Source organism: Pseudotamlana agarivorans (assembly GCF_001642835.1).
Classification (GTDB): Bacteria; Bacteroidota; Bacteroidia; order Flavobacteriales; family Flavobacteriaceae; genus Pseudotamlana; species Pseudotamlana agarivorans.
The window spans coordinates 44,644-67,540 of the sequence record NZ_LXEI01000012.1 but is presented as its reverse complement, the minus strand read 5'-3'; the positions used below and the strand labels follow the sequence as shown (position 1 = coordinate 67,540).

Annotated in this window: 18 protein-coding genes and 1 pseudogene; 15 read left to right on the top strand and 4 right to left on the bottom strand. The window is 36.0% G+C overall.

The features are described from left to right. Positions 1-22 precede the first annotated feature (22 nt). The 11 genes from A6I66_RS12275 (at position 23) to A6I66_RS12225 (ending at position 14,372) form a co-directional block, all read left to right on the top strand. A complete protein-coding gene (locus tag A6I66_RS12275) occupies positions 23-1,285 on the top strand; it encodes an O-antigen ligase family protein (protein WP_157614201.1) in 1,263 nt (420 codons plus the stop codon). Next, on the top strand, positions 1,282-2,316 hold the full coding sequence (locus A6I66_RS12270; protein ID WP_067149703.1) for a glycosyltransferase: 1,035 nt from the start codon (positions 1,282-1,284) through the stop codon (positions 2,314-2,316). Before A6I66_RS12275 ends, A6I66_RS12270 begins: the two co-directional genes overlap by 4 nt. Then, positions 2,309-3,454, top strand: coding sequence for a glycosyltransferase family 4 protein (locus tag A6I66_RS12265; protein WP_067149701.1), 1,146 nt, complete (start codon positions 2,309-2,311; stop codon positions 3,452-3,454). Before A6I66_RS12270 ends, A6I66_RS12265 begins: the two co-directional genes overlap by 8 nt. 51 nt (positions 3,455-3,505) lie before the next feature. Beyond that, positions 3,506-4,045 (top strand): WcaF family extracellular polysaccharide biosynthesis acetyltransferase, encoded by a 540-nt coding sequence (locus tag A6I66_RS12260; protein WP_067149699.1) that lies wholly within the window; start codon positions 3,506-3,508, stop codon positions 4,043-4,045. Positions 4,046-4,060: 15 nt separating this feature from the next. Continuing rightward, complete coding sequence (locus A6I66_RS12255; protein ID WP_067149697.1) at positions 4,061-4,996, top strand: UDP-glucuronic acid decarboxylase family protein; 936 nt, start codon at positions 4,061-4,063, stop codon at positions 4,994-4,996. A 16-nt stretch (positions 4,997-5,012) separates the two neighbouring features. Continuing rightward, complete coding sequence (locus A6I66_RS12250; RefSeq protein ID WP_067149695.1) at positions 5,013-5,765, top strand: glycosyltransferase family 2 protein; 753 nt, start codon at positions 5,013-5,015, stop codon at positions 5,763-5,765. Between the two features lie 100 nt (positions 5,766-5,865). Next, entirely contained in the window at positions 5,866-6,846 is a 981-nt protein-coding gene (locus tag A6I66_RS12245) for an MraY family glycosyltransferase (protein ID WP_169815731.1), read from the top strand. A gap of 31 nt (positions 6,847-6,877) precedes the next feature. After that, the gene (locus A6I66_RS12240) at positions 6,878-7,636 is read left to right on the top strand and encodes a polysaccharide biosynthesis/export family protein (RefSeq protein WP_067149691.1); all 759 of its coding nucleotides are present in this window, start codon (positions 6,878-6,880) and stop codon (positions 7,634-7,636) included. Between the two features lie 10 nt (positions 7,637-7,646). Beyond that, on the top strand, positions 7,647-10,001 hold the full coding sequence (locus A6I66_RS12235) for a GumC family protein (RefSeq protein ID WP_169815730.1): 2,355 nt from the start codon (positions 7,647-7,649) through the stop codon (positions 9,999-10,001). A gap of 730 nt (positions 10,002-10,731) precedes the next feature. Beyond that, positions 10,732-12,720 (top strand): protein-disulfide reductase DsbD family protein, encoded by a 1,989-nt coding sequence (locus A6I66_RS12230; protein WP_067149689.1) that lies wholly within the window; start codon positions 10,732-10,734, stop codon positions 12,718-12,720. Between the two features lie 146 nt (positions 12,721-12,866). Next, positions 12,867-14,372 (top strand): aminotransferase class V-fold PLP-dependent enzyme, encoded by a 1,506-nt coding sequence (locus A6I66_RS12225; protein WP_067149686.1) that lies wholly within the window; start codon positions 12,867-12,869, stop codon positions 14,370-14,372. Between the two features lie 605 nt (positions 14,373-14,977). Here A6I66_RS12225 and A6I66_RS12215 read toward each other — a convergent pair. Then, positions 14,978-16,012: an RluA family pseudouridine synthase gene (locus A6I66_RS12215; RefSeq protein ID WP_067149684.1), complete on the bottom strand. Its 1,035-nt coding sequence runs from the start codon at positions 16,010-16,012 to the stop codon at positions 14,978-14,980. Positions 16,013-16,014: 2 nt separating this feature from the next. After that, on the bottom strand, positions 16,015-16,572 hold the full coding sequence (locus A6I66_RS12210) for a PASTA domain-containing protein (protein ID WP_067149683.1): 558 nt from the start codon (positions 16,570-16,572) through the stop codon (positions 16,015-16,017). A gap of 146 nt (positions 16,573-16,718) precedes the next feature. Here A6I66_RS12210 and A6I66_RS12205 point away from each other — a divergent pair, with 146 nt between their 5' ends. The 4 genes and pseudogenes from A6I66_RS12205 to A6I66_RS16965 all read left to right on the top strand — a co-directional run. Continuing rightward, the gene (locus A6I66_RS12205; protein ID WP_067149720.1) at positions 16,719-17,699 is read left to right on the top strand and encodes a D-alanine--D-alanine ligase; all 981 of its coding nucleotides are present in this window, start codon (positions 16,719-16,721) and stop codon (positions 17,697-17,699) included. A 97-nt stretch (positions 17,700-17,796) separates the two neighbouring features. Then, positions 17,797-18,252, top strand: coding sequence for a pantetheine-phosphate adenylyltransferase (gene coaD, locus A6I66_RS12200; protein WP_067149682.1), 456 nt, complete (start codon positions 17,797-17,799; stop codon positions 18,250-18,252). A gap of 18 nt (positions 18,253-18,270) precedes the next feature. Then, positions 18,271-19,236, top strand: coding sequence for a sulfotransferase domain-containing protein (locus A6I66_RS12195; protein ID WP_067149680.1), 966 nt, complete (start codon positions 18,271-18,273; stop codon positions 19,234-19,236). Between the two features lie 190 nt (positions 19,237-19,426). After that, positions 19,427-19,588: pseudogene (locus A6I66_RS16965) on the top strand (pantetheine-phosphate adenylyltransferase); the annotation flags it as partial. A gap of 121 nt (positions 19,589-19,709) precedes the next feature. Here A6I66_RS16965 and A6I66_RS12190 read toward each other — a convergent pair. Continuing rightward, entirely contained in the window at positions 19,710-20,537 is an 828-nt protein-coding gene (locus A6I66_RS12190; RefSeq protein WP_067149678.1) for a T9SS type A sorting domain-containing protein, read from the bottom strand. 366 nt (positions 20,538-20,903) lie between these two features. Then, a complete protein-coding gene (locus A6I66_RS12185; RefSeq protein ID WP_067149676.1) occupies positions 20,904-22,565 on the bottom strand; it encodes a SulP family inorganic anion transporter in 1,662 nt (553 codons plus the stop codon). Positions 22,566-22,897: the final 332 nt, after the last annotated feature.

The window sequence follows — 22,897 nt, the reverse complement described above, 5'->3', positions numbered from 1 at the left end:
TATTGTGCTCCAAATTAAACTCTTGAAAATAGAGAAATACATCTATTCGACCTTCCTGATTTCTATAGTCATAGGGGTGTTTACAGGTTTCATTGGAGCATCAGTTTTTTTTGCGATACTCCTTTTTTTAAAATCCACCCAGTACAAACTTGAATTAATATTCTTTAGCTTCTTACTCACATTTATCCTTGCTAATAATTTTTCAGGCCCCTTGAGTTATAATGAAAGCCTAAGATTTTCCATATTAGGGATTACGCTCATTTATCTGTATCGATACAAAATAAAACATATTAATTTAGGACTATACACCATTCCTTTTGTCTCTATAAGTTTAATTGTAACACTACTATTTTCTTTTTTAGGAGCTGTAGCTCTTTTAAAATGCTTGGCTTATTTTTTAATTGCTTTCGCCGTTTTTAAAATAACACCAATCATATATTTACGAAATACTAAATTCCCTATAATACTTTTCAACTTCTTTTTTGTTTTTATACTAGTCCATGGAATTCTCATATTTATTCCTTCGTTTTATTTAGTAGGCCGTTTTAAAGGGCTTCTTGGTAACCCCAATGGTTTAGCAATGCTACTCGTATTCATTTATGGTATTACGGACTTATTAAAAACAAGAAAAGAATTACCTTATTTAGAAAAAAAAATTAAACTATTAAATATAGCCATCTGGTTTATGATAGTGCTTACTGGTTCTAGAACGGCTCTTATCGCTATAATATGTTATGTTGTTTTAAAATCGTTTTCTAATAAAGTAAAACTTAGAATACCTATGCTGCTCTTAGTGACATTAGCCTTAGTTGTTTTTTTTAATCTCGATTTAAACGATTTAATTAGAAGTGTAGGCTTAGAGAATTATATCAGATTAAACTCGCTGGAGAGTGCCAGTGGGAGAAAAGAAGTCTGGATAGTGGCCTGGGAAGAAATAAAAAATAATTTCTGGTTTGGTCAAGGTTTTACCTATGACAACTTTTTTATAAAGGATTATGCCGATAGGTATATACCAGGCGTTGCAGCTCGTCAATGGAATGGGGTCTGGAGTTCTTATTTATCTCTTCTTTTAAACGTAGGTATCATAGGACTGCTATGCTATATCCTTATGGTCGTTAATTTTTATAAAAAAGCACAAATTAAACCAATTGGCCTTATTTTTATGGTCATGGTTTTTTTAGTTGGTTTCACAGAATCCTGGATGGCCGCATCTATGAACCCTTTTACCCCACTTTTCTTTTTATATTGGGCCATACAAAATCAGCCTTTAAGAAAAACCACATGAACATATTAGTCTTATACACCAAATTAACCGATTACTGGATGGCTTGCATGCAGCATGATGTAGCTACTAAAAACAACAACTACCTCGTTTTTAGAAAAGCCCCTAGTCCAGAAGCCCCTTTCAAAATACATTCAGAAAACAAAATCACCATTAAAGATGCCGATGGTCTAAGTAGCTCCAACTTACAACAAAGAGCAGAAGAATTTAAACCACATATCATTTATATTTCGGGGTGGACGGATAAACGCTATTTAAAAATAGCCAAACACTATAAAAAACAGGGTATACCCGTAATTACGGGTATGGACAACCAATGGCTAGGCACCCCTAAACAACACCTTGCAAGCTTGTTAAGCCCTTTTTATGTCAAGCCCCATTTTAATTACATCTGGGTAGCGGGCATCCCACAATATTACTTTGCTAAAAAATTGGGTTTTAAAACAGAAAACATCCTAACGGGACTCTACTGTGCCAATCAAAACCTATTTAAAAACATAGCACAAACTCATAAAACAAATCAATTCCTGTTTATTGGACGACTGGTTGAGCATAAAGGTTTAAAAATACTATTTAAGGTGCTAGAGCAACTAATAGCAGAAAACAAATTAAATTTCAAGGTGCATATTATAGGCAATGGTCCTTTAGGGCCGCTAATCCCCGTACATGCCAATATAAAACATACGCCTTTTGTAAACCCAAATGATTTACCCCAACTCATGGCCAATGCGGGTTATATGATACTACCGAGCTTATATGAAGCCTGGGGCGTGGTAATTCATGAAGCAGCTCTGGCTGGGTTACCAATAATTACCACTAAAGAAACAGGAGCTGCCTCCGCTTTTGTGATTAATAATTACAATGGTTGCACTTATGATGCTCAAGATAGTCAGGCATTGAAAGAACTTTTACTAAAATATAGTAACTTACCCGAAGAAGACTATCTCCTCCTTTCTAAAGGAAGTAAAGCACTAGCCAACAAAATCAATCTTGAAGAGTGGTCTGCTAAACTTAATGCGGTTCTCCATGCCTAAATCAAAAAAAAATATCATCATTTTTACCGATTGGTTTTTACCTGCCTATAAAGCGGGCGGGCCCATACAATCTATTGCCAACCTCACCAACCATTTAAAAGAAACTTATGCGATATGGGTAGTCACATCAAATAGCGATATCGATGAAGAATTAAATATCGATAAAACCCTTTTAAATACTTGGGTTCGAAAGGAAGGTTACCAAGTGATGTATTTAGACATACAACACCAAAATAGTAACACCTACAAGCAAATATTTAACGATGTTCCAGTACATGCTGTATATTTTAATTCACTGTTTTCTTTAAAATTTACATTAATTCCTTTGTGGATGACCAAAAATAGTCCTGTAAAAAAAGTATTAGCACCTAGAGGCATGCTTGGCAAAGGGGCTTTAGCGATTAAACCTACTAAAAAGAAGGTGTTTTTAAAAGGATTTAAAATGTTAAACCTTCCAAATAAAATAGAATGGCATGCCACAGACAGTAGTGAAGAGCAGGAGATTATCACAACGTTTGGCAAAAACATGCATATACAAGTAGTCCCTAACTTATCGGCAAAAATGCCTGATCATGCTCCAGTAAAACAAAAGAAAGAAAACGCCTTAAACCTGTTTTTTCTTTCAAGAATTTCGATTAAAAAAAATCTATTACTTATAATAGAAGCCCTGCATAAAGTACCGAAAGCCTACAGCATTAATTTTAAAATTATTGGCCCTATTGAAGAAAAGCACTATTGGACTCAATGCCTTAATTTGCTAAACCAATTGCCTCAACATATCAATTACGAATACCTAGGAGCCATTCCTAACCAAGAATTGAAAAACACCTTGAAAAACTTACATGTTTTAATTTTACCAACACAGCATGAGAATTTCGGACATGTGATTATGGAGGCCTGGCAAAATGGGTGTCCAGTAATTATTTCTAAAAACACACCTTGGCAAGATTTGGAAATTAAAAAAACAGGCTTTGATTTAGATATAGAAAGTCATCATGATTTTGTTAAGGCCATCTCCTATTTCGCAGCTATGAACCAAGATACCTTCGATGTTTTGTCTAAATCTAGCTTTCATTTCGCTAAAGATTTTACCGAAAACCCAGAACTTATCACTAAAACAAAAGCGCTTTTTCAATAACTTGCCATCTGAAACAAATGAAAACCTTTAAGAAAATGTCATTATAATCGTATGGAAGTCGATTTATCTAGCTACAATAATGCTTGGTATAAGCCTGGTAATAGACTAAAACTATTACTGTGGTATTTCACCAATGTCCTTTTCTTTATAAATCCTTTGAACCCATCATCAAAAATAAAAGTTATCCTACTAAAATGCTTTGGTGCTAAACTAGGCGATGGTGTGGTTATAAAACCAGGGGTGAATATTAAATACCCGTGGTTCTTGTCTGTTGGAAATCATTGCTGGATTGGCGAGAACGTATGGATAGATAATTTAACACAAGTCACGATTGAAGATCATGTCTGTATTTCACAAAATGCCCTATTGTTATGTGGCAATCACAACTATAAGTGTCCCGAATTTAATTTAATTCTGGGAAAAATCACTTTAAAAAAAGGCGCTTGGGTAGGCGCTAAAGCAGTCGTTTGTCCTGGAGTTACCTTAAATTCGCATGCTGTATTAACCGTTGGATCGGTGGCGACCAAGGATTTAGACGCTAATATGATTTACCAAGGCAATCCTGCCATAAAAATACGATCAAGAAATTAATCTAACATAAAAAATATGAAACGAATTTTAGTAACTGGAGGCGCCGGTTTTGTTGGCTCTCATTTATGCGAACGCTTATTAAATGAAGGCAACGATGTCATTTGTTTAGACAATTATTTTACAGGAAGTAAAGAAAATGTAGTTCACTTACTAGATAATCCATTTTTTGAATTGGTACGTCACGACATTACCGAGCCTTATTTTGCTGAAGTGGATGAAATTTACAACATGGCCTGTCCTGCCTCACCAGTGCACTACCAATACAACCCCATTAAAACCATAAAAACCTCGGTGATGGGAGCCATAAACACTTTAGGTTTAGCTAAGCGTGTTAAGGCTAAAGTTTTACAAGCTTCTACTTCCGAAGTGTATGGCGATCCTACGGTGCACCCGCAACCTGAAAGCTATTGGGGTAATGTTAACCCGATTGGTATCCGCTCTTGCTATGATGAAGGCAAGCGTTGTGCAGAAACTTTATTTATGGATTACCACAGTCAGAACGATGTGGCCATAAAAATTATTAGAATCTTTAACACCTACGGCCCTAGAATGAACCCTAACGATGGTCGTGTGGTATCTAATTTTATCATGCAGGCTTTACAAGGCGAAGACATCACCATTTTTGGAGATGGTAAACAAACTAGGAGTTTTCAATATGTGGATGATTTGGTAGAAGGCACCATTAGAATGATGAATTCCGACCCTAAGTTCTTAGGTCCTGTAAACTTAGGTAACCCTAATGAGTTTACCATGTTAGAATTGGCTGAAGCCGTGATTCGATTAACCCATTCTAAATCGAAACTCATCTTTATGCCGCTACCACAGGACGACCCCAAGCAACGCCAACCAGACATTAATTTAGCCAAAGAAAAATTAGAAGGATGGAAACCTCAAATTGAATTGGAAGAAGGCCTGACTAAAACCATTAAATATTTCGAAACCAAATTGTAATTTTGGAGTATCACCAATGAAAATAACCCTTATTACAGCCACTTATAACAGTGAACAAGTTATAGCGTCCTGTATCCAGTCCGTGTTAAATCAAGATTACCCAAACTTGGAGCACCTTATTATTGATGGTGCTTCAAGTGATAACACCCTCAATATTGTAAAGGACCTACAAAAAAAGCATGACCATATTACCTTAATTTCCGAGCCTGATCAAGGGATTTATGATGCTTTAAACAAAGGCATTTCTAAAGCAACTGGTAATGTGATTGGTTTTGTGCACTCCGATGACTTTTTAGCTTCAGAAGATGTGGTAAGTCAAATAGCTACACAATTTAAAAAAGACAAGTGTGACGGGGTCTATGGTGATTTGGAATATGTTGATAAACAAAGCACCAACAAAGTCATTCGTTATTGGAAAAGTGCCGATTTTTCACAAGACATGTTAAAAAAAGGTTGGATGCCAGCTCATCCTACCCTATTTTTGAGAAAAGATGTTTACAAAAAACATGGTATATTTGATTTGAATTTTAAAATAGCAGCCGATTATGATTTCATATTGCGTATTTTCAAAGACAGAGCGCTAGACTTTACATATTTACCCTTAGTGATTACGAAAATGCGTGTAGGTGGTGCGAGCAATAGAAGTTTAAAGAATATCATATTAAAATCTAAAGAAGATTATAAGGCCATTCGTAATAATGAAGTTGGTTCATGGCAAACCTTAATAATTAAAAACACGTCTAAATTAAGTCAGTTTTATAAAAAATAGTATGTTAACAAACTTCCTTTCTAACACGTACATATTAGCCTTAATAAGCTGCCTAGGGTCGTTTGGTCTCGTGCATTATATGATTCCAAAAATCATCTTTATGGTGAATCATCATAACCTTAGTGAAGCACCTGGGGCACGAAGTTCTCACTTAAGAGCCACACCTACCATGGGGGGCTTGGCTTTTTTTGTAGCGCTTATTTTAAATTTATTTTTATTCAAACATGTGGATAACGATGCTATAGGTTTAAACCTTAGTGCCGCTTTAACCCTTATTTTTATAATTGGTTTCAAGGATGATTTATCGGTTTCTACACCAAGAGCGCGTATCCTGATGGAAATTATTGCTATTCTAATCATTTTATTTAATATCAATTTCCACATCGAATCTTTTGAAGGTTTTTTAGGTTTTTATGATGCCCCACAGCTCATATTAGAGATTTTACACATCTTTATTGCTTTAACCATCATCAATGCTTTTAATCTTATCGACGGCATTGATGGATTAGCCTCTTGCATTGGCATAAGTATTTTTTCAATTTTAGGACTTATTTTCTTCAGGTTAAACCTGATGTTTTACTTTCTGCTATGTGTTAGCCTGATAAGCATGCTCATGGCTTTTTTAAAATATAACTTTTCACATCAAAAGAAAATATTCATGGGTGATACCGGCTCTTTAGTTATTGGGTTCTGCATAGCCTTTTTATTCATTAGATTTTTAACCTTAGACAGCATCCATTTTGAAACCTTTGCTTTTAAACCTGAAAACAAACTTTTTATATTAATTGCCATTTTGGCGGTACCGCTATTTGATCTTGTTCGTGTTATAGGCATACGCCTCATGCAGAAAAAAAGCCCTTTCATAGCCGATAAAAATCATATCCATCATGTTTTACTAAGTTTAGGTTGGCCTCACTATAAAATTGCCATTGTATTAGGCGGCTTAAATTATGCCTTAGCCATTTTAATCATATATTTGTCAACTTGGTTAAACAGCTGGTACATGCTTACGGTATTGATTCTAATATTCACGGTACTTCTAGGCTTTTTTTATAAACTAAAAACAACCATCCCAACATAAACCATCTTTATTATTTAGAGCCACTTATAAAATGAAAAAACGATTAATCCATTTATTCTCTCTCTCTTGTATTCTTTTATTAAGCGCCTGTGTTTCCTCAAAAAAAATTGAATATTTTCAACATAACGACACACAGGAACAACAAAAAGAAGTTACGCTTGAAGATCCACAAATTCAAATTGGCGATTTAATCAACATCACCATCACAGCTGCCAATAACGAGGCCGCTATACCTTTTAACTTGTATACAACACCACTTGTAGGAGAAAATTCGAGAGGCGAACCTTTACCATACCTTGTAGATACCGATGGACAAATAAACTTCCCTATACTTGGCAAACTGGAAATTGTAGGCCTAACAACAAAAGCGCTTACTAAAAAACTAGAAGACCTTTTGGTAGGGTATATTAGCGATCCTGTAATCAACATCCGCTTTGCTAATTTTAGGATTTCAGTACTTGGTGAAGTGAATAACCCTGGGGCCTATCCCATCCTAAATGAACACATGTCCATTATTGAAGCTATTAGTTTGGCAGGTGACTTGACCACTTATGGCAAACGTGAATCCATTTTATTAATTCGTACGGTCAATGGTGAAAAAACACAGGTAAATCTCGATTTAACAAAAGAAGATATTTTAAATTCCCCTTATTTTTACCTAAGACAAAACGACATTATTTACGTAGCACCTAATAAAACGAAAGTTAATTCAACTCGTGTGGGACCTAACACTAGTGTGATCTTTTCAACAATATCTGTTTTATTCGCTGTTATAGCGATCCTCTTATAAAATGACAAGCATGCAAAATCAAGACCAACCTTCAAACATCATGTTCATGGAGGAAGAAACAACCAATATTAGACAGGAGCTTGAAAAATATCTATACTACTGGAAGTGGTTTATTTTAAGCTTAGTCTTGGCTCTTATTGGAGCCTACTTATACTTACGCTATACTCCGAATGCCTATGAAGTTTCAACTACCATTCTTATAGATGATGGCTCTAAAGGTGGCATGGCTCCCGAACTCGCTGTTTTTGAAGAACTCGGCATGGGTGAAAACAAGAAAAATCTTCAGAACGAAATTACCATTCTGAAATCAAGAAGCTTAACGGAACAAGTTGCCAAGAACTTAAACTTGAATGTATCTTATTTTAAGGAAGGTCAAATTCGTCATACGGAAATATTTAAATCAGACGTTCCTTTTAAAATAAATTTTTTAAATGATGAAAATAATTTCATTCATTTGGGCGCTTCTTTCAACATAAAAGTGACTTCACCTACAACATATAATTTGATAAATCCAAATGACGATGTTGAAAACCAATATACTTTTGGAGAAAAAGTCTCCTTTCATGGCATTGATATGATTTTAACGCCAAACAAAAAAACGAACTCTTCTGTTTCTCACAGTTACTTGGTGGCCATTACACCACTTAAAAATGTCGTACAAAACTTAAGAAATCGTATCCAGGTCAATTTATTAAATGCCAATGCGAGTGTTGTAGAATTGAAACTTCAAAGTCGTTCCATTAAAAAATCGCAGGTCATACTGGATGAGTGGGTGCGACAGTACAATAAAAATGCTATTGAATACAAAAGTCTTATTGGAAAAAACACCGATGCTTTTATCAAAGAGCGTTTAGCATTGATCGAAAAGGAACTGGTGAAAGTTGATAAGTCTGCTGAAACTTTTAAAACCTCAAACAAACTTACCGACATTTCAACAGAAACCGGTATTGTACTTGAAAAAAACTCAGCAATAGAACAAGAGATCATTGAACTAAGTACCCAGTTAAAGTTAGTAGATCTGGTTATGAGTCATATCTCCGAAAACTCAAATGAATTAATTCCTGAAAGCATTGGCTTATCTGAATCTGACATCAATTCTAATAGTAGTCGCTATAATGAAATTTTACTAGAGCGTACTAGAATTGCTAAAAGTTCAGGTAAAAACAATCCGGTTTTAATCAATTTAGATACCCAGCTCGAGCAAATTAAAGAAAGTATTACTCAAGGACTAGTAAACTTAAAATCGAGTTTAAAGGTCTCTTTAAACGAAGCTAAACGTCAAGAGCAACAAATTGCCTCCCGTATTACCTCAGCTCCTAAACAAGAACGTGAATACCGCGACATCCAAAGGCAACAACAGATCATTGAAACCCTTTACCTTTTCTTATTGCAAAAGCGTGAAGAAAATGCGATTTCTTTAGCCGTAACCGCTCCAAATGCCAAATTAATTGATAAAGCACAAAGTACTGGTGGGCCCGTAAGTCCGAAGCGTCAGGTCGTATATTTGGGAGCTATCATTTTAGGAGTTTTAGTGCCTTTTAGCATTATATTTTTAATCCAAATTTTAGACAACAAAATACATACACCTAAGGAACTGGAAGCCCTTGTAAAAGCGCCTTTTGTTGGCGATGTGCCAACAACCGTCAAACAAGATCGTATGGTAAGCAAGGACGATAGAGGTAGTCTAGCTGAAGCCTTTAGAATGCTTAGGACTAATGTTAATTTTCTTTTAGGCAATACCGAAAACACTGGCCAAACTATTTTTGTCACCTCTACCATTCCTGGAGAAGGAAAAACGTTTGTTTCCATTAATTTGTCGACCGTTTTTGCCATGACCAATAAAAAGATATTGCTTATTGGAGCTGATATTCGTAAACCTAAATTTATAGAGTACCTAAACGTTGAAACAGCCAAAATGGGACTTACCGAGTACTTAGCTGATAAAACCATAGACCCCCTAGACATTATTTCACCTCAACAATGGGGCTTTGATATGATTCAATCAGGAGCCATCCCTCCTAACCCAGCCGAATTACTAATGAATGGCCGATTAGATGAATTGCTGGCCTACGGTAAAGCAAACTACGACTTTATTATCGTAGATACGGCACCTGTTAATGCCGTAACCGACACTATGCAAATTGCCTCTAAAGCCGACTTGTTTTTATATGTGGTTAGAGCTAATTACCTTGATAAGCGTCTACTAGATATTCCAAAACATTTATATAATGAAAAACGCGTTCAAAACATGGCCTTAGTCATGAATGGCACAGATCCTAAAAAAGGTTATGGCTACGGATATGGCGGCTACGGCTATGGAGAAGTAGAAGAAACCAAAAAACCGTGGTGGAAATTTAGAAGCTAGTTTTTTATATTAGTTCCCCTTCTTAATAACACACCCTCTGAAGACTTTTAATTGCCTTCAGAGGGTGTGTTGTTTTTAAATAAAATTAGGTTTTGTTTAGCTATTCTTAGGGAACACCCCTATAATCCCCTCTAGGGGATATTGCGTTTCGACTTCAATTCAATTCCGTTGTAAAATTTAACAGTTACCGTAAAACTCAACATAAAGATCCTTCCGTCGTTCCTCCCTCTGGATGACAATCCCAAAATACTTCCATTTTAACCTAATCGCTAAAAAATAGAACGGAGCCTTGTCCCCTAAAAAGGGGACCTCAGGGTGTAGCCTATCCCATTTTTAGGGAAGGCTACAGTTGTAAAATTTAACAGTTACCGTAAAACTCAACAAAAAAGATCCTTCAGTCGTGCCTCCTTCTGGGTGACAATACCACCACAAAACCACAACTTTAACATCAAAACCCAATATTTAACATTTCATTAATAAGGGTAAACACGATTTTTGTCATCTCTTATATGTAGCCTTAAGCATAGAGTGAAACAAATCCCCTCATAATTGTTTCAATAACTGAAGGCTTCATTAAAATATTATATATTAAAATCAGGCTTGCTAGGTCAAAATAGTCAGCCCTAAAAATTAAATGACAATTGGTAGCTTTGTAAAAAACAGAAATACACATTTTTAACACAGCTGCTTAATATACGCTAACAACCATTTTTTAACATACCCATTAACTATGAAAAAAATATTTCTACTCTGTGCTTTCTTAATTACCATACTAGGGCACGCTCAAATTTTCAACCCGGTAAAATGGAGCACATCAGTTGAGAAACTATCGGACACCGAATACAAGTTAATTTCAAAAGCAACCATAGAAAAAGGCTGGCACTTATATTCGCAAAACGTCCCTGAAAACGGTCCGGTTCCTACAAGCTTTATATATGATGATGCTAATGGGCAGTTTAAAATTATAGGAAATACTACAGAAGAAAAAGGTCATACCATTAACGATCCTGTTTTTGAAATGGAAATCACCTTTTTTGAAGGTTCCGCAGTTTTTGAACAAAAAATAGCCGTTTCTGGAGATGAAAAAACTATCAATGGCTTTGTAGAATATATGGTTTGCGACGATACCCGTTGCTTACCTCCTACCGAAGTGGATCTAATCTTTAATCTTGAGGAAAGCAGTGCTACTGCAACCGCTTCGACTTCTGAAATCACAAAAACTGATAACAATACTTCAGAAGGTAACACCGCTAAGGTGCCTGCTAAAAAATCAGAAAAAACCTTATGGGGTATCTTTTTTATCGCCTTCTTTTCTGGATTTGCAGCCTTATTAACACCTTGTGTATTCCCGATGATCCCTATGACGGTAAGTTTCTTTACTAAACAAAGTAAAAACAAAGCCGCAGGTATTAAAAATGCTGTAATTTACGGGTTGTCTATTATTGTTATTTACGTGCTTTTAGGGATTCTAGTGAGCCTGATTTTTGGTGCCGATGCCCTAAATGCCTTATCAACAAACGTATGGTTTAATATTATTTTCTTCTTACTATTACTCGTTTTTGCAGCTTCTTTTTTAGGTGCTTTCGAAATTATGCTTCCTAACTCTTGGGCGAATAAAGTAGATAGTCAAGCAGATAGAGGCGGATTAATTGGTATCTTTTTTATGGCATTAGCTTTAGCTATTGTTTCTTTTTCTTGTACGGGTCCTATTGTAGGAACCTTACTTGTTCAAGCCGCTGCTGGTGGAAGTCAGATTGGACCTATTGTAGGGATGTTAGGATTTTCATTCGCCATTGCTTTACCATTTGCACTTTTTGCAGCCTTTCCTGGTTGGTTAAATTCTTTACCAAAATCGGGCGGCTGGTTAAACACCGTGAAAGTGGTTTTAGGATTCTTAGAATTGGCTTTAGCGTTTAAATTTTTATCAAATGCCGATTTAGTACTACAATTACATTGGTTAGAGCGTGAAGTGTTTATTGCCATTTGGATTGCTGTTTTTGGAGCATTAGCCTTCTATTTATTTGGAAAAATACAGCTGCCTCACGATTCACCAATAACACACATATCTGTAGGTCGTTTGTCTTTAGCACTTATAACCTTATCGTTTACCATTTATATGATTCCTGGACTTTGGGGCGCACCACTAAATTTAATTAGTGCCTTCCCTCCACCACAACATTATAGTGAATCGCCTTATGGTGTTGGCTATACGCAATTAGGTTCTTCAAATGTGCCTGGAGGACATCATGAAGAAGTTCCTGAAGGTGCACACTTAATGCCTCCACACAATATTTTAGCTTTCGTCGATTACGATAAAGGCCTTGCTTATGCCAAAAAAGTTGGAAAACCAGTGATGCTAGATTTTACAGGACACGCATGTGTAAACTGCAGAAAAATGGAACAAAATGTATGGGTAAAACCAAACATACTGAGTATTTTAAAAAATGATGTGATTTTAATTTCATTGTATGTTGATGACAAACGCAAACTGGAAGATGATGAGATTGTTGATTCCAAGCTAAAACCTGGAAAACAGTTAAAGTACATCGGTCAGAAATGGAGTGAATTACAAACCATTAAATACAAAACCAATTCGCAACCTTTTTATGTGCTGATGGGGCATGATGAAGAAAACTTAATAGAGCCTGTTGCGTATACTCCCGATGCCGATGAATATTACAATTGGTTGAAGGCTGGCATTTCATCGTTTAAAAAGTAGGTCACACAACGCGGTGTTCGAGCCTGCCTGTCGGCAGACAGGCGGAGTCGAGAACTTAACACCATCAAAAATCACCCCTTAACTGCAAGCGAACCGACCTAACACAACACATTTATTTATCAACCAAGTACCTAACAACTATCAACATGAGTTTCCTATCCAACCTTATAAATAAAAACATAAAACCAAGTAAATTAGAAACCTATTTTACGCCGTTTAGAGAACAAATAGTGGGTAATGACACGTATTTTGATTCACCTTATGGCAAACAAAAAATCATTTATGCCGATTGGACCGCAAGCGGACGCTTATATAGACCTATTGAAGACAAGCTAGTCAACGATATTGGACCTTTTGTGGCCAACACCCATACGGAAACATCTATAACGGGTTCAGCGATGACCCTGGCTTATCATGATGCAAGACAGATTATTAAAAATCATGTCAATGCTTCTAAGGACGATGTTTTAATCACCGTAGGAACAGGAATGACTGGTGCTATAAACAAGTTTCAGCGTATTCTAGGGCTTAAACTAAGTGAAAACCTAAAAGAGCACACCAATATCCCTGAAGAGAAACGCCCTATTATTTTTGTGTCTCACATGGAGCACCACTCGAATCAAACCTCTTGGTTAGAGACCATTGCGCGTGTAAAGGTTATTCCTTCCAATAAAGAAGGGATTCCATGTACAAAAGGCTTAAAAAAATTACTTGAAGAATATAGTGAAACACCTCTAAAAATAGCCGCGGTAACTGGCTGTTCTAACGTGACTGGTATTAGAACCAACTATCATGAAATTGCTGAAATCATGCACCAAAATAACGGTTTATGTTTTGTCGATTTTGCCTGTTCTGCCCCTTACGTCGATATCGATATGCATCCAAAAAATGACGACGCCTATTTAGATGCTATTACCTTTTCGCCTCATAAATTTCTTGGTGGCCCGGGAACATCAGGCGTTTTAGTTTTTAATAAAAAACTTTATAAAAACTTGGTTCCAGATAACCCAGGCGGAGGTACCGTTAGCTATACCAACCCATGGGGAGACCACGATTATATTGATGATATTGAAACTCGCGAAGACGGTGGTACACCAGGTTTTTTACAAGCCATAAAAGTGGCCTTGGCTATTCAATTGAAAGAAGAGATGGGTACTAAAAATATCCTAGATAGAGAGCACGAATTAAACGCTATCGTATTTAAGAAGCTTTCAAAAATAGCCAACCTTAACATTTTAGCACCAAACCACACCGACAGGCTGGGTGTTTTCTCTTTCTATATTGAAAATGTACATTATAATTTAATAGTAAAACTATTAAACGATAGATTCGGTATACAAACACGTGGCGGCTGCTCTTGTGCTGGAACCTATGGCCATTACCTTTTGAATGTAGATGAATCCACTTCAAAATCCATCGAAAAGAAAATTTTAGAGGGCTGTTTAATAGAGCGTCCAGGTTGGATTAGAATGTCTATTCACCCAACTATGACCAATGCTGAAATAACCTTCATCTGCGATGCTATTGCTGAAGTTTCTAAAAATCATAAAGCTTGGGGTGAAGATTACGAATACCACGCCTCCAAAAATGAATACATCCATAAAAATCATTTGAATGTTGAAAAAACCATTACTGAGAAGTGGTTTAATTAGATATTAGAAGTTAAAAGTGGAAAGTTTAAAGTTTAAAGTTCAGCTTGCGTTTAATAATTAACGTGATGTCCTTGCCTATAGCTTAAGGCATATGGCTCTCCTATGTCACACTGAACTTGTCGAAGGGTTGTCGAAGACTAAACAGATAGCACAGACTTTAAAACTTTGTAACTTTGAGACTTTGTAACTCTATACAAACAGATTCTTCAGCCGTACCTCCTTCAGAATGACAAATCTCCTGTCGCATAGAATCAGCCCTGTCATGCAGAACGCAGTGAAGCATCTCCTCCAAAAACCCAATTACTCCCAACAGCAAAAACATCACAAAATACGGAGTTCGGGCGGAGTCGAGAACATTAAAACTTTGATTATACAAAACTTCTCGACTCCGCTCGAAGACCGTAGGTTTCATCCTCCGCGGACCTCAACACCAGCTCTGTGAATCGCTGTGTTATAACTCTGAAACTTTGTAGCTTTGAAACTTTGTAACTCTATACAAACAGATTCTCCAGTCATGCCTCCTTCTGAATAACAAATCAAACTGTTGAAGCTACAATTACACATTTCAACAGTTTAACGAATCAACCTCCCCTTCAACAATCTCCTTAATCCCCTACATGCTTCGCATAGCCGCGCCATTTTTCAACGCAGGCAACGATGTCCTCTGGGATCGGACTATCAAAACTCATGAATTTTCCTGTTCTAGGGTGTACAAAACCTAAGGTTTTAGCATGCAGAGCTTGTCTTGGTAAGACTTTAAAGCAATTATCTACAAATTGTTTATACTTGGTAAATGTGGTGCCTTTTAGTATTTTTTCACCACCGTAGCGTTCGTCGTTAAATAGCGTATGACCAATATGTTTCATATGTACACGTATTTGATGGGTTCGCCCCGTCTCTAACTTACATGATACTAAGGTCACATAGCCCAAGCGTTCAATGACTTTATAATGCGTTACGGCCGGCTTTCCTTTATCCGCTTCATCATCTGTGAAAACCGTGTTTTGAAGTCTGTTTTTAGGATGACGGCCAATATTGCCTTCCACGGTTCCTTCTTCTTCTTCAACATTTCCCCAAACCAAAGCTACGTATTCGCGCTCGCTGGTTTTTTCGGCAAACTGCATAGATAAATGCGCCATCGCTTCTTCTGTTTTGGCAATGACTAACAAGCCACTGGTATCCTTATCGATACGATGTACCAAACCAGGGCGCTCACTAGAATTGTTGGGTAAGTTTTCAAAACGGTGAATTAATCCGTTGATAAGCGTTCCAGAATAATTACCATGACCAGGATGAACCACCATGCCAGCAGGCTTATTCACAACTAGTAGATCGTCATCTTCATAAACGACATCAAGCGGAATGTCTTCCCCTACCAATAAATTTTCATGAGGCGGATGTGCAAATAACACACGAATATTATCGTTGGGCTTCACCTTGTAATTCGATTTTACAGGTTCGCCATTCACATGAATACTGCCATTTTTTGCAGCAGCTTGAATTTTATTACGGGTGGCATTTTCAACAAAATTCATTAAATATTTATCGATACGAAGGGGGGTCTGCCCTTTATCTACTGTAAAAGCATGATGTTCGAACAGGTTGTCTTCGTCGGGAAGTTGAGGCGTATAGTCATCCATAATTAAGGGCGGTTACCGTTACCAAGTTGTAAGTCGATTACCGAAGTTTTTGCTAATTTATCGCCAGCATTAAGCGTGGTACCTTTGTGGGTTAATTTTAAAACCATGTCTTTTCCGATATTATCAACGTAAGTGATTTTACCAATTTTAAACCCAAAGGCTTCTAGCGTTGGTTTTACTTGTCGGAACGTTTTGTCAATCAAACCATCAGGAATGGTTATTTTACGATATCCTGAAGGATTTAGTGTGATGTATATTTTTCTATCTTCTTTAACTTTCGTACCCGAAGCAGGCTCTTGTTCTATTACCGAAAACTTTGGATATTCAGGATTATAATTCGCTGAATCCTGAATTTTCATAACCAAGTTATTATCCTCTAATTCCAATTTAGCCACGTTAATAGACTTGCCTTTTAAGTCTGGAACGGTTTCAAATTCACCATGATTTGTGGTGATATTTAACCATTTTAAAATAACATAGCACAATACAAATAAAGCGACTAATGCTAAGCCTATTTGTTTTAAAAATGTTTTACTCGTAATAAATTTAACTAAGCTCATTTACAGAAATTTCGATTAGGCAAATATATAAAAACAGAACTGTTTTTTCTTTTGCCATTTATATGATATTTTAGCTTAACTTATAATAAACACCATTTATTGCAAGATTAAGGTGTAAACTAATGGAAACTATAATAAAAGTAACAATGAAAAAAAACATTGCCATCATTATGGGAGGTTATTCCAGCGAATATAAGATCTCTCTAACCAGCGGAAATGTGGTTTACGAGACTTTAGATAAATCGAAATACACGCCTTTCCGTATTCATATTTTTAAAGACAGATGGGTTTACGTTGATGAAGAAGGGCTTGAACACCCTATAGATAAAAATGATTTTTCGACTACTGCACATGGCGAAAAATATACCTTTGATTGTGTTTTTAACGCCATTCACGGATCTCCAGGAGAAGATGGTTTTATGCAAGCCTATTTTCAAATGCTTAATTTACCGCATACCAGCTGTAATATGTATCAAGCAGCCTTGACCTATAACAAACGTGATTTACTAAGTGTTTTAAAACCCTATGGTATAAAAACCGCCGAATCTTACTACCTAAACCTTGGTGATGCTGTGGACACAGAAGCCATTGTTGCTAAAGTAGGATTACCTTGCTTTGTAAAGGCTAATAAAGCAGGCAGTAGTTTTGGTGTGAGTAAAGTGTACAAAAAAACCGAGTTACAAGATGCTATTGATGTGGCTTTTAAAGAAGATGATGAAATTATTATTGAATCCTTTTTAGAAGGTACAGAAGTTTCAGTAGGAGTGATTAGCTACAAAGGAGAAATTATAGTGCTTCCTATTACTGAAATTGTTTCTGAAAATGACTTTTTCGATTACCAAGCCAAGTATGAAGGCAAATCTCAAGAAATAACGCCAGCGCGATTATCAAAAGAACAAGAAGAAAAAGTGAGTACCGAAGCCAAAAAAGTTTACGAGATTTTAAAAATGAAAGGCTTTAGTCGCAGTGAGTTTATTTTTAAAGATGGTGAACCTCATATGTTAGAAATGAATACCATTCCAGGTTTAACCCGTGAGAGCATTTTGCCTCAACAGGCTGCGGCTGCGAATATTTCATTAGCTGATTTATTCTCGAATGCCATTGAGGAAGCTTTGAAGGGTGCCTAATTCCTATAGACTGAGAAGCCTCCAGGTAAATAAATATTAAAACTCTATATTTAATAAATTAAGATTCCCGCTTTCGTGGGAATTAAAAGTTTAAACTATGAAAAAAGCATTATTTCCAGGTTCGTTTGACCCACTAACATTAGGTCATGTAGACATCATAACACGGGCGTCCACTTTATTTGATGAAATTATAGTGGCTATTGGTGTCAATGCCGATAAAAAATACATGTTTTCATTAGATCAACGTAAAACGTTTATTGAAGAGACTTTTGCTCACAATCCAAAAATCAAGGTGGCTACGTACCAAGGCTTAACCGTCGATTTTTGTAAAGAAATTGGGGTAGAATTTATTTTAAGAGGGCTTAGAAATCCGGCAGACTTCGAATTTGAAAAGGCTATAGCGCATACCAACAGAGATTTAGCTCCTATAGAAACCATATTTCTTTTAACCTCCGCCCAAACCTCATACATCGCTTCCAATATTGTTCGTGATGTGATAAGAAACCATGGTGATTATACTAAATTGGTTCCTGATAGTGTTAGAGTTAAATAACGTTTACAAAAACATAGTATGAACAAGAATAAAATTATAAAATCCGCAAAAGACACCTTCCTCAAAGTCATTTTAACAACTAAGCGATTTAAGCCTTCTGAAAGTATAATTATTTTCAGCGAACCTAGAGGAGGCAGCACATGGTTAATGGAGATTTTAACCATGCTATTACCGGTATGTATTAACTGGGAACCCCTCCACTTAGATAAAGGCAAATTACCAAACAAGGAAGGATTTGGTTTTAGACCCTACATTCCTGCAATAGAAACAAATCCAGATTACTATCATTTCTTTAAAAAGACACATGAGTTTAAAATTCATTCAGATTGGACTAGAAAATACCTAACCCCAACACAAATTTTTAACGCAGAACTTGTACTTACAAAATATGTTCGAGCCAATATGCTTGTACCTTATTTATTAAAAAACTTTAATTTTAAATTCAAACCGATATTTCTAATCAGACATCCTATAGACACGTGTGTTTCACAAATTAAAGCTTTTAAGCAATCTAAAAATGAATTACATTCTAAAATATTTCAACATAAAGACAATAAAAGATTCATTGAACATACCACCTTCTTAAACCAGCTTGAATCGGATTTAGAGTGGTATATCGCTTTTTGGTGTTTAAATAATTGCACCACACTTGAAAATTTGGATACTAATAAATTATGTGTCGTTTTTTATTCTGATTTAATATCAACCCCTAAAAAAGAGGTTCAGAGGATTCTAAAAGAAACTAATCTTCATAAAATAAGTGGCCCTTTAGAAAAAATAGACTTCAGAAAACCAAGCTCTACAGATTTTAGTAAAAATCTAAAAAAATCTCCTCAATTACAGTTGAGCAAAAATATTGATTCACTAGACTCCAATACAAAGGACAAAATTCAAATTATATTTGATTATTTCAATTTTAAATTATACTCAGCTTACTCTCCTACACCAAACTTAAAATCGCTAACTTATAGATTAATACAGTAACAAATATATTTTAAGAAAACTGATGACATTTCATTTGAAGATAATTCTACTAACCAAATTATCATACACAATCCTACTTTTCCAGTATTTTATAAATCAGCATTTTATGATGTCAACATGAAAATAAAACCCTAGGTCAAGTTAATTTAATCCTTTCATATATCGTTTTCTATTACTAAAATTCAAAACAAAAACCATAGCGCATACCAACAGAGATTTAGCGCCTATAGAAACCATATTTCTTTTAACCTCCGCCCAAACCTCATACATCGCTTCCAATATTGTTCGTGATGTGATAAGAAACCATGGTGATTACACTAAATTGGTTCCTACAAGTGTCCGTATGAAATAACGCCAATTCGTAGGTACCTTCAAAATATTATAATTTAATAAAAAAGGGATGCGATTTATTTTAAATCGTATCCCTTTTTTAAATGACAGCATATGTCTATCATAAAATAAAATAAGTAAATTTAGTGCTGTACAACCATTTTTCTAGAAGCACTTAAACCTCCAGAAGCACCTGACAATCTTACTAAATAAATACCATTTACTAAATTGGAAGTGTTTATGCTTAGCTCCTTAGAAAAACTGTCGATGGTTTTAGTTAATACTGATTTACCTAGTAAATCGACAACCTGAACTTTGGCTACTTTGTCACTTAAATTACTTAATGTAAAGGAATACTTGGCTGGGTTTGGATATAGGGCAAATCCGCTTAATTCATTGTCCTCAACTGAAGCTGTACTCGCCGAATAAAAAAGTAATTCGCTTATGGTATTCCAAAAACTGTCTGAACGTCCATAACACTTAAGCATCACGTATTTTGCACCAGCAATCGGAGTAAACGTAAAACTCTTATACGTGTTATCGGTGGCACTAAAGTGGTTTCCTTGACCAGGATAAACATTTACAAAATCTCCTGTACTTTCAGTATTGGTAGAAACCCAAATTTGAAATTCGTAAGGCGGTGTTCTTGTAACTGTCAAATACTGAAGCTCAGCCAAGTCGTAAGTACCACCTAAATCAAAAATAAACGGTTCGCCACGATCGGCCATCATTGCGGCACTTTGTCCTGCCCAGTTTGTTGCGGGATCACCATCTAGAACATTTATGGCATAGTTTGTTTTTCCGCCAGTAATCTCCTCATGCCAAACGGATGCGACGCTTACTCCTGAGATTAAAGTGTTAGTTGTAGCTACTGGCGTTTGAGAAAAGGCAAAAAGACTAAATAAAATGAATAAATAAGTAAAATGTAACCTATGATGGTTAGTACGGTTTTGATGTAATTTTGTTTTCATTAATTAAATGTTTTAAGATTAGTTTTCTCTAAAATAAAAAAAATAATTAAACATCACAAAATCAACCAACTAACAAATTACATGTTTCAAAAATATAAAGTCATTCCTAAAAAAACCGTAGAAATTTATTTTTAAAACGCAACAACACTTTTATAACTACGCTTGTTTAAAATATTATACGATAAAAGAGTAAAGTTAAATAGTGGAATCCTCCGCGTTAGGGATTGCAGCGGCATCCTTTTTTTAGCAAAAAAGTTGATGGAACTGGGATACGTTTCATGTATAAAAAACGACAAATTAATCAAGGACTCTTAATAAAAAAAGATATAGCGGAAAGTCCGCCCCTTGGGTAACGCCCACAAAAATCTAAAATTTATACTCCGATAAACCTTTTGTAAATGCTTCTGGGTTTTCGGCCAAATGGTACCTTGGATCGTCGATATCTTCAATAACCACTTCTCTAAATTTAGGATTCGATTTATAAAGCAGTAATTTACAATCTTCGCTAAGATGTTTCAGTTTGATTTGTTTTCCTGCTTCTTCATATTTATTCACCAAATTAAAAATGGCTTCCATGGCAGAATGATCACTAACACGGGATTCTACAAAATCGATTTCCACCTTATCCGGATCATTTTTTACATCAAATTTCTCGTTGAAAGCGGTAATTGAACCGAAGAATAAAGGTCCCCAAATTTCATAAACCTTTGTACCATCTTCCCGCATACGCTTACGCGCACGAATACGTTTGGCGTTTTCCCAAGCAAAGGCTAAGGCAGAAATAATCACCCCTACGAAAACCGCAATGGCCAAATCGAAAATTACCGTTACAGCAGAAACCACAATAAGCACCACAGCATCTGATTTTGGAATTTTTCGCATAATACGGAAACTAGACCAAGCAAAAGTTTCGATAACCATCATGAACATGACACCAATTAAAGCGGCTATTGGCACTTGCTCGATTAATTTATCAGTAAATAAAATGAAGGTAAGTAAGGCTAGAGCCATCATGATTCCAGACAGTCTTCCACGTCCGCCTGCTTTAATATTAATTACGGTTTGCCCGATCATACCACAACCTCCGGTACCACCAAAGAGTCCGGACATGATATTTCCTGCACCTTGAGCGATACATTCTCTGTTACCATCACCACGACTGTCGATAAGTTCATCAACTAAATTCATGGTCATTAACGACTCAATTAATCCCACACAGGCCGCTAAAAAGGCATATGGCAAAATAAAACTTAAGGTGTCTAAATTGAAAGGTAACTTATCCCACAATTCTAAATTAGGCATTGGCAACTCACCTTTTAGGCCCGTTCCGCCACCTTCTATAATATACGACCCTACGGTTGAAACATCCATACCGAAACCAACAACGACTAATGAGGTAACCAATATGGCTGTTAAAGCTGCTGGAATTTTAGTAGTAATTTTTGGTAATAACCAGATAATTCCCATGGTTAAAGCTACTAAGCCAATCATGGTGTACAGTTCGGCGCCCTGCATAAACGTATTAACATATTCTTTAACGCCTTCGGCTGAAACATGTAAGCTTTTATGAGAAAACATTTTAACCTGAGCCCAAAAGATAACAATGGCCAATCCGTTAACAAAGCCCATCATTACGGGGTGCGGAATTAACCTAACAAAACGTCCTAACTTGAAGACGCCTGCGAATATTTGTATAATCCCCATTAAGATCACACAGGCCATTAAATAGAAAAAGCCCATATTCTCTATAGGCTGATCGAACAACATGCCACGGGTATGCCCTTCGGCAATCATACCAACAAAAATAACGGCTACTGCTCCTGCTGCACCAGAAATTAATCCTGGTCGACCTCCGAAAATAGCGGCTACCAGTCCTATTATAAAAGCACCCGATAGTGCCATTAAAGGATCTATTTGTGCCACAAAAGCAAAAGCTACCACTTCGGGTACCATTGCTAAAGACACCGTAATTCCGGCTAAAACATCGTTTTTTGCGTTGGCCGCACGCTTAATAATAAAATCGGTCATGGTTCGTTTGTTGAGGCTGCAAAAATAAGTTTAAAATCTTGTTTAGCAAGACATACCTATTTAATTTACAAGAAGTAGAAACTATAACGTTTGATTTATCATTAGTGAATAGTGAATAGTGAATAGTGAATAGTGAATAGTGAATAGTGAATAGTGAATAGTGAATAGTGAATAGTGAATAGTGAAAAATTAAAAATTAAAAGTTGAAGGTTGAAGGTTAGGAAAAATACTGTTGCTAAACGCCACTATCATTCTGATCGCAGTGAAGAATCTCTTTTCAGCTACACAATTTCTCAATATTAACCTTTCCTAAAAACACCCCTGTAATCCCT